Here is a 6,841-nt window from a genome sequence, read left to right as displayed (position 1 = left end):
CCAGCACGCGAACGGCTACATCACCACCTACAACCACATGTCCGGCTTCGCGCGCAGCGTGAAGGAAGGACTGCGGGTCAAGCAGGGCCAGGTGATCGGATTCCTGGGTTCGACCGGCTTGTCCACCGGACCGCACCTCCATTACGAGGTGATGGTCAATGGCCATTTTGTCGATCCGATGCGCGTCAAGCTGGCGCGCACGCGCGAGATCGAGGGCCGGCTTCTCGCCGAATTCAAGAAAGAGCGCGACCGCATTGATTCGTTGATGGCGAAGGCGCCGAACAACAGCGCCAAAGTGGCGACTCGTCAGACCCGGTAAGCGACGATCTTTGTTGTCACTTCGATGCCGCCGGCCATGAATCGCCTCTCCTAAGCCGCCTGGCGCCATTCATAGGCGGGCGCGAACTGGGCGGCGCGAATGCCGCGGACGATATTCTCCATCGTCGCCATCGTCTGGGGATTGAGCGAGTCGCGCGGGAATTCGACGCGAAAATCGCGCTCGATCGCGAGCAGCAGGCGGATCGCCGTATAGGGCGTCATTCCCAGTTCGTAGAGATTGGCGCGCGGCGTCAGATGGCGCGCCGGAACGCAGATCTGCGCTTCCTGGTCGATCAGGCTCTGGATGGATTCGAACATTTCGCTCTCCCTTGCCGCTATGGAACTCAATGATCCGAAGCTATCCGGCGCCCGAGAAAATGTTCGTGCGGCGACGCACATGGAGATGCAGGCAAATGCATTGAAATGAGCATTAATTGATGCTACTTTTCGTGCCTCTGAGGGGGAGGACGTCATGCGCACGACGATCGCGCTCGACGATGAGCTCGTCGCCAAGGCGCAGGATTTCACCGGACTTACGGAAAAGTCTGCGCTAATCCGCGAAGCGTTAAAGGCGCTCATTGAGAGGGAAAGCGCTCGGAGATTAGCGCGTCTCGGCGGCTCCGAGCCACAGCTCCGGGATATTCCTCGACGCCGGTCGACCCCGAGGTGATTCTGGTCGACACGTCCATATGGGTCGACCACTTTCGCCAACCGAACGCTCGGCTCGTCGCATTGCTAAACGACGCTGAAGTATTGACGCATGGTTTCGTCATCGGCGAACTCGCGCTTGGCAATCTCGCGAACCGCAAGGTCATATTGTCGCTCTTAAGCGACCTTCCGAGAGCGCCGCTCGCAGACGAGAAAGAAATCCTGGAGTTGATCGAACGGCGCGCGTTACATGGCGTGGGGATCGGTTACGTTGACGCGCACCTTATCGCCGCGGCGCTACTGGCTTGCCCGGCGGCGCTCTGGACGCGGGACAAGCGACTGCAATCAGTCGCCGAACGCATTGGAATTCCCGTTCTATAAGCCTATTCGCTCACGCACGTCGGCCGGCGTCCAACCCTCCGCGCGCAGCGCCCGCAGCGCCGTCGACGCGACGCTCTTCGCGAGCTTTTCGCCCTTCTCGTCCAGAACGAGGCCGTGGTGGCGATAGTCCGGCGCCGGCAGGTCGAGCAGGCGTTGCAGCAGTCGATGCAGGCTCGTCGCTTCAAACAGATCCTTGCCGCGCACGACGTCGCTGACGCCCTGCAGCGCGTCATCGACGACGACGGCGATATGATAGCTCGTCGGCGTGTCCTTGCGCGCGAGGACGACGTCGCCCCATGCCGCCGGATCGGCGGCGATCGTCGCGCCCTGCGGGTCGTCGGCTAGGCCTGCGGGCGATGAAGGCGAATCCGCGCCGAATTCCCGCCATGTCAGCCCCTGCCCCGCGAGCGTCGACGCCCTGCGCATATCGAGCCGCAGCGCGAGGCCGCCTTCGGCGAGGACCTCGCGCGCCGCTCGGCGCGGCTTGTCGCGGCAGGTTCCGGGATAGAGCGGCGAGCCGTCAGGATCCCGCGGCCAGTCGGGCCTTCCCGCCGTGGCGCAGGCAATGTCCGAGCGCTTGCAGTCGCAGGCGTAGATGAGCCCCATCGCGTCCAGGCGCTCGAGCGCCCGCGCATAGTCTTCGAAATGCTCGGACTGGCGGCGGACCGGCCGCTCCCAATCAATCCCAAGCCAGGCGAGATCCTCATAGATCGCCGATTCGAATTCGGGCCGCGCGCGGCCTGTGTCGATATCCTCGATGCGCAGCAGCAAGCGCCCGCCGCATCGACGCGCGAGATCGAAATTCAAAAGCGCCGAATAGGCGTGGCCGAGATGCAGATAGCCGTTGGGCGACGGCGCAAAGCGGAAAACGCGTTCTTCCCTGGACGTCATTAGCCTACTTGGCGGGCGGCGCCCTCGAATCGACTGCAAGTCTTCCGGCGCCAGTGGACGAGCGCCGAGGCTTGCTTCAAAATGGTGGGCTTAAGGTCTTTAAGCTATTGGATTTAGACATGCCAGATTTCGAATCGCTCGTCGACGACATCTACGAAGCCGCCGCCGACCCTGATTGCTGGCCGCGCATCATGCATGACATTGGCAAGGTCGCGGAAGCCGCCGGCGGGGTTCTCGTCGCCCGTCGGGCGGACGCATGGCTCGGATGGCGCTGCTCAGGCGCTCTCGAAAAGGGAGCCGACGCATTCTTCAGCAGCGGCGGTCTTCAGCGAAGCCAAGTGCTCAGCAAGCTGCTCGCCTTCAATCGCGCCGGCTTCGTCACCGATCAGGAGGGGTTTACCGAAGAAGAATATGCGCAGGAGCCGGTCATCAAGGAGTGGTGCGCGCCCAACGGCATTCATCATTGCACGGCGACAGCGGTGCCGATGCTTAATGGCGATCTCGTGATGTTCCAGGTCAAGCGGCGCAAGGGAGAACCGCCTTTCGGCCGCGCGGAGCTGGACCGCCTCGACGCGCTGCGCCCGCATCTCGCCCGCGCCGGTCTGCTCGCCGCCCGTTGGCGACTTGAGAGATTGCGCTCGGCGACCGAGGCGCTCGGGTCCCTCGGCATTCCCGCGGCGATACTGGATGTCGACGGTCGCGTGCTTGCGGCCAATGGGCTGATCGAAGATCTCTCGTCGCATCATGTCTGGATGCCGCGGGACCGCATCGCGCTGATTGAGCCCGCCGCCGACAAATTGCTGCGGGGCGCCATCGCCGATCTCGGCAATCCCGCAGCAACCTCGGTACGGTCGTTTCCCTCAAAGGGAACTGGCGAGCGGCCGGTGGTGATGCATCTCATTCCCGTCACCGGCAATGCGCGCGATCTTTTCGGCGGCGGATTGGGCGTGCTGGCGATCACCCATCTTACCCCGCCGGCGACGTTGGACGCGGCGCTGGTGCAAAGCCTCTTCGATCTGACGCCGACCGAGGCGCGCGTCGCGGGGAGTCTCGCCGAGGGGCTGACGCTCGATCAGATCGCCGAACGTCACAAGGTGAAGTTGAGCACCATCCGCAGCCAGGTGAGATCGGTGTTCACGAAAACCGGCGCGACCCGGCAATCCCAGATCGTCGCGCTGCTGGCGGCGCAGCCAAAAATCTGGCGCCCGCCGATCGAACTCGAACAGTCCCAGTTGTAAACGCAGTTCAGCGCCGCGCCTCGACGATCGCGAGCGCGGCCGCGAACGCCTCCTCGATGTCGAGGTCGCTCGTGTCCAGCGTCGCCGCGTCAGCGGCCGCCTTTAGGGGCGCCGCGCTGCGGGCGCTGTCGCGGGCGTCGCGCTTCTTCACGTCTTCGAGAATCTCGGCGTAGTCGGCGTCTTCGCCGGCGCGCGCAAGCTCGAGAGCGCGGCGGGTGGCGCGCGTCTCCGGCGCGGCGGTGACGAAAATCTTCACCTTCGCGTCGGGGCAGATCACCGTGCCGATGTCGCGACCGTCGAGGACGGCGCCTTCCGGCCGCGCCGAAAAGCCCCGCTGCATGTCGACGAGCGCCGCGCGCACTGGCGGCATGGCGGCGACGACGGACGCCGCCTCGCCCATGTCGCGGGCGCGCAGCCGCTTTTCGTCGAAATCGACAAGCGACAGGCTACGCGCGGCGGCGACCGCCGCTTCGACGTCGTCGAGCGGAAGGCCCTCCTCCAGCAGCGCGCAGGCCGTGGCGCGATAGAGCAAGCCGGTGTCGAGATGCGGCAGGCCGTAATGCGCCGCGAGGCGTCGCGCCAGCGTGCCCTTCCCCGACGCGGCGGGGCCGTCAATCGCGATCACGAAAGTCACGAGAAGCGCGCTCCGAGTCGCTCCATGAGCGGGCGAAAGGCGGGAAAGCTCGTTGCGATCATCGTCTCGTCGTCGACCGTGACTTTCTTTTCGGCCGCGAGCCCCATGACGAGGAAGCTCATGGCGATGCGGTGGTCGAGATGCGTCTCGACCATGCCGCCGCCGGCGACCCTGCCGCCGCGAACGATCAAATCGTCATCGATGATCTCGCAGTCGACGCCATTGGCTTTAAGCCCGGCGGCGACCGCCTCGAGACGATCCGATTCCTTCACGCGCAATTCGGAAAGCCCGCGCATGCGCGTCTCGCCCTTGGCGAAAGACGCCGCGACGGCGAGGATCGGATATTCGTCGATCATCGACGGCGCGCGCGCCGCGGGCACGTCGACGCCGACAAGATGCGAGAAGCGCGTGCGCATGTCGGCGACCTCTTCGCCGCCCTCCTCGCGCCTGTTCTCCAGCGCGACATCGGCGCCCATTTCCTGCAGCGTCATTAGGAGCCCGCTGCGCAGCGGATTGGTCATCACGCCTTCGATCACAATGTCGGAACCCTCGACGATGAGCGCGGCGGTAAGCGGAAAGGCGGCCGACGACGGATCGGCGGGAACCCGCACCTCGCGCGCCAAAAGCTCCGGGCGACCTTCCAGCGTGATCTTGCGGCCATGCGGGCCGTGAGGCGCGCTCACGACCGTCGCGCCGAAATGCGCGAGCATTTTTTCGGTGTGATCGCGGGACGCCTCGGCCTCGATCACCGTCGTCTGGCCAGGCGAATTCAGACCGCACAGCAGCACCGCGGATTTGATCTGCGCCGAGGCGACGGGCGTCTTGTATTCGACCGGTAAAGGCTCGCTCGATCCCTGCAGCACAAGCGGCAGGCGGCCGCCCTCGGCCTGCTCCAGAACCTGCGCGCCCTGCAGCGCCAAAGGATCGAGAATGCGCTTCATCGGGCGTTTGCGCAGCGAGGCGTCGCCGTCGAAGCGCGCGAGGATCGGGTGGCCGGCGACGACGCCCATCATCAGCCGCGAGCCGGTGCCGGCGTTGCCGAAATCGAGCGTCTCCGAGGGCTGCAGCAGCGAGCCGAGCCCCGCGCCCCAGACGCTCCAGCGCCCTTCGGCATGGCGCAGGATCTTCGCGCCGAGCTGGCGGCAGGCCTGCGCCGTGCGCAGCACGTCCTCGCCTTCGAGGAGCCCTTCGATCTTCGTCTCGCCGATCGCGAGCAGGCCAAAGATCAGCGCGCGGTGGGAAACGGATTTATCGCCCGGCGGACGCACGCGGCCCTTAAGCGGCCCGGATTTATGGGCGCTGAGCGGCGCGGCGGGAGCGTGAGCATGGGCGGCCTGCGGCATCGTCACTTTCGGTCGGGCGTGATTCAATCGCGCAACCGCTTCGCACTTTTGACGAGAATGCTCAACAGCGGCGGCCCCGCGTCTGCGGACTGATTTTCGCATGGCTCAGGGAGATTGGAGCGGGCGATGGGAATCGAACCCACGACATTCAGCTTGGGAAGCTGACGTTCTACCTCTGAACTACGCCCGCGCCCCCCTTGTGTAACGCGGGCGGCGGTCGCTTTCAACGGGAGGGACTGAGTTCCTCCACCCCGCCCCGCGCCTTCGGCGCGACCCTCCCCCTCGATGGGAGGGTAGACCGACGCGCAGCCCACACCCTCCCCTTGAGGGGGAGGGTCGGCGCGCAGCGCCGGGGTGGGGTGAAAACGAGTTCACCTCCCGCTGTTCGGATTCCTCACCTCGCCCTTCTCCGTCTCGATCTCCTTCAGCTTCGCGCGGATCGGGCCGTAAGGCCCGTATTTGTGCTGCTCCTCGGAGAAGCCGTCCGCATAGGGGCCGTAAGGCGCGTCGATCGGCTTCTTCAGAAGGTCGGGAAAATCCTTTTCCAGCCCGGCGCGATGCGGCCGCGGCTTCGACACCATAAGCGCCGCGACGTCCCACGCCTCTTCTGGCGAAAGCCGCGGATGCAGATAATCGACGCCGTCCGGCATGTTGGAGTGAATGAAGTTCGCCGCTGTGATCAGCCGCGCCATGCCGGCGCCGTCGTTGAAACTGTCCGAGCCCCAGAGCGGCGGAAAGGCGTAGCCGGCGCCCAGCCCCGGCAGGCTGTTCTGCACGCCGGCGCCGTCGACGTTATGGCAGCCGATGCAGCGCGCCTGATAAATGTCGCGCCCCTTCGCCGGATCTGCGGCGCGCGCGAGCTCCGGCATGGTCCCGGCGCCCAGTCCCGAAAGCTTCTCGCCCTTTGGGACGCCCGTCGAGAGAAACTGAATATAGGCGACGATGGCGCGCATCGGCGCGGACGAAACCGGCAAAGGGCGGCCGTTCATGCTGCGCGTCATGCAGGAATTGATGCGGTCTTGCAGCGTGATCTGCGCGCCGGCGCGCGCGCTATAGGCGGGGAAATCCTCGGCGAGGCCAAAAATCGGCAGGCCGAATTTCTTCACGCCGGCGTCGAGATGGCAATTGCCGCAGGCGAGATTATTGCCCGAAAAGCGCTGCGCGGGGTCGGGCATGTCCGGCCCGATATGCGAATAGGTCGCGGTGATGAGATCGCGCCCGTGGCGGATCAGCCGGCTATGCGCGTCATAAGGCAGCGCGTCGACTTGCGGAACCGACCAGAATTTCGCGCTCGACGCGCCGAGTTCTTCCGCAGCGGCGAAAGACCCGAGCGCCAAGAGCGCCAAGAACGCGGCGAGCGCGCCGCCAGTAAGCGCCTTGCGCATGAG

Annotated in this window: 9 protein-coding genes and 1 tRNA gene (1 of these 10 only partly in view); 4 read left to right on the top strand and 6 right to left on the bottom strand. The window is 65.5% G+C overall.

What is annotated here, in order from left to right:
• On the top strand, positions 1 to 319 hold the 3' portion of the coding sequence (locus tag BN69_RS00155) for a M23 family metallopeptidase (RefSeq protein WP_014889515.1). It extends 1,697 nt beyond the left edge of the window; 319 of the gene's 2,016 nt are visible here — the last part of the coding sequence; the start codon falls outside the window, past its left edge; the stop codon is at positions 317 to 319.
• A gap of 50 nt (positions 320 to 369) precedes the next feature.
• Here the strand turns inward: BN69_RS00155 and BN69_RS00150 are convergent, their stop codons facing one another.
• Entirely contained in the window at positions 370 to 636 is a 267-nt protein-coding gene (locus BN69_RS00150) for a phosphopantetheine-binding protein (protein WP_014889514.1), read from the bottom strand.
• 154 nt (positions 637 to 790) lie between these two features.
• Here BN69_RS00150 and BN69_RS00145 point away from each other — a divergent pair, with 154 nt between their 5' ends.
• Together BN69_RS00145 and BN69_RS00140 are read left to right on the top strand one after the other, a co-directional pair.
• On the top strand, positions 791 to 988 hold the full coding sequence (locus tag BN69_RS00145; protein ID WP_014889513.1) for a type II toxin-antitoxin system VapB family antitoxin: 198 nt from the start codon (positions 791 to 793) through the stop codon (positions 986 to 988).
• Positions 985 to 1,347 (top strand): type II toxin-antitoxin system VapC family toxin, encoded by a 363-nt coding sequence (locus BN69_RS00140; RefSeq protein ID WP_014889512.1) that lies wholly within the window; start codon positions 985 to 987, stop codon positions 1,345 to 1,347. The genes BN69_RS00145 and BN69_RS00140 overlap by 4 nt, the downstream gene beginning before the upstream one ends.
• On the opposite strand, the gene gluQRS is transcribed toward BN69_RS00140, so the two are convergent.
• Positions 1,342 to 2,238, bottom strand: a complete 897-nt coding sequence (gene gluQRS / locus BN69_RS00135; protein ID WP_014889511.1) for a tRNA glutamyl-Q(34) synthetase GluQRS — start codon at positions 2,236 to 2,238, stop codon at positions 1,342 to 1,344. The two genes, BN69_RS00140 and gluQRS, sit on opposite strands and share 6 nt — an antisense overlap.
• 119 nt (positions 2,239 to 2,357) lie before the next feature.
• Here gluQRS and BN69_RS00130 point away from each other — a divergent pair, with 119 nt between their 5' ends.
• Complete coding sequence (locus BN69_RS00130; protein WP_014889510.1) at positions 2,358 to 3,476, top strand: helix-turn-helix transcriptional regulator; 1,119 nt, start codon at positions 2,358 to 2,360, stop codon at positions 3,474 to 3,476.
• Between the two features lie 7 nt (positions 3,477 to 3,483).
• On the opposite strand, the gene cmk is transcribed toward BN69_RS00130, so the two are convergent.
• The 4 genes from cmk to BN69_RS00110 form a co-directional block, all read right to left on the bottom strand.
• Positions 3,484 to 4,110, bottom strand: a complete 627-nt coding sequence (cmk, locus tag BN69_RS00125; RefSeq protein ID WP_014889509.1) for a (d)CMP kinase — start codon at positions 4,108 to 4,110, stop codon at positions 3,484 to 3,486.
• Positions 4,107 to 5,453 (bottom strand): 3-phosphoshikimate 1-carboxyvinyltransferase, encoded by a 1,347-nt coding sequence (gene aroA, locus BN69_RS00120; protein ID WP_041926722.1) that lies wholly within the window; start codon positions 5,451 to 5,453, stop codon positions 4,107 to 4,109. The genes cmk and aroA overlap by 4 nt, the downstream gene beginning before the upstream one ends.
• 115 nt (positions 5,454 to 5,568) lie before the next feature.
• A tRNA-Gly gene (locus tag BN69_RS00115) sits at positions 5,569 to 5,643 on the bottom strand.
• Positions 5,644 to 5,824: 181 nt separating this feature from the next.
• Positions 5,825 to 6,838, bottom strand: a complete 1,014-nt coding sequence (locus BN69_RS00110; RefSeq protein WP_014889507.1) for a c-type cytochrome — start codon at positions 6,836 to 6,838, stop codon at positions 5,825 to 5,827.
• Between the last annotated feature and the right edge of the window lie 3 nt (positions 6,839 to 6,841).

It is taken from the genome of Methylocystis sp. SC2, assembly GCF_000304315.1.
Lineage (GTDB): Bacteria > Pseudomonadota > Alphaproteobacteria > Rhizobiales > Beijerinckiaceae > Methylocystis.
Note: the sequence above shows the minus strand (reverse complement) of the source record. Positions and strands in the feature narration are given on the sequence as shown.

Excerpts from the sequence above, each read along its gene's own strand:
- BN69_RS00130 (WP_014889510.1), top strand. The coding sequence starts at position 2,358 with ATGCCAGATTTCGAATCGCTCGTCGACGACATCTACGAAGCCGCCGCC.
- BN69_RS00145 (WP_014889513.1), top strand. The coding sequence starts at position 791 with ATGCGCACGACGATCGCGCTCGACGATGAGCTCGTCGCCAAGGCGCAG.
- BN69_RS00110 (WP_014889507.1), bottom strand. The coding sequence starts at position 6,838 with ATGCGCAAGGCGCTTACTGGCGGCGCGCTCGCCGCGTTCTTGGCGCTC.
- BN69_RS00150 (WP_014889514.1), bottom strand. The coding sequence starts at position 636 with ATGTTCGAATCCATCCAGAGCCTGATCGACCAGGAAGCGCAGATCTGC.
- aroA (WP_041926722.1), bottom strand. The coding sequence starts at position 5,453 with ATGCCGCAGGCCGCCCATGCTCACGCTCCCGCCGCGCCGCTCAGCGCC.
- gluQRS (WP_014889511.1), bottom strand. The coding sequence starts at position 2,238 with ATGACGTCCAGGGAAGAACGCGTTTTCCGCTTTGCGCCGTCGCCCAAC.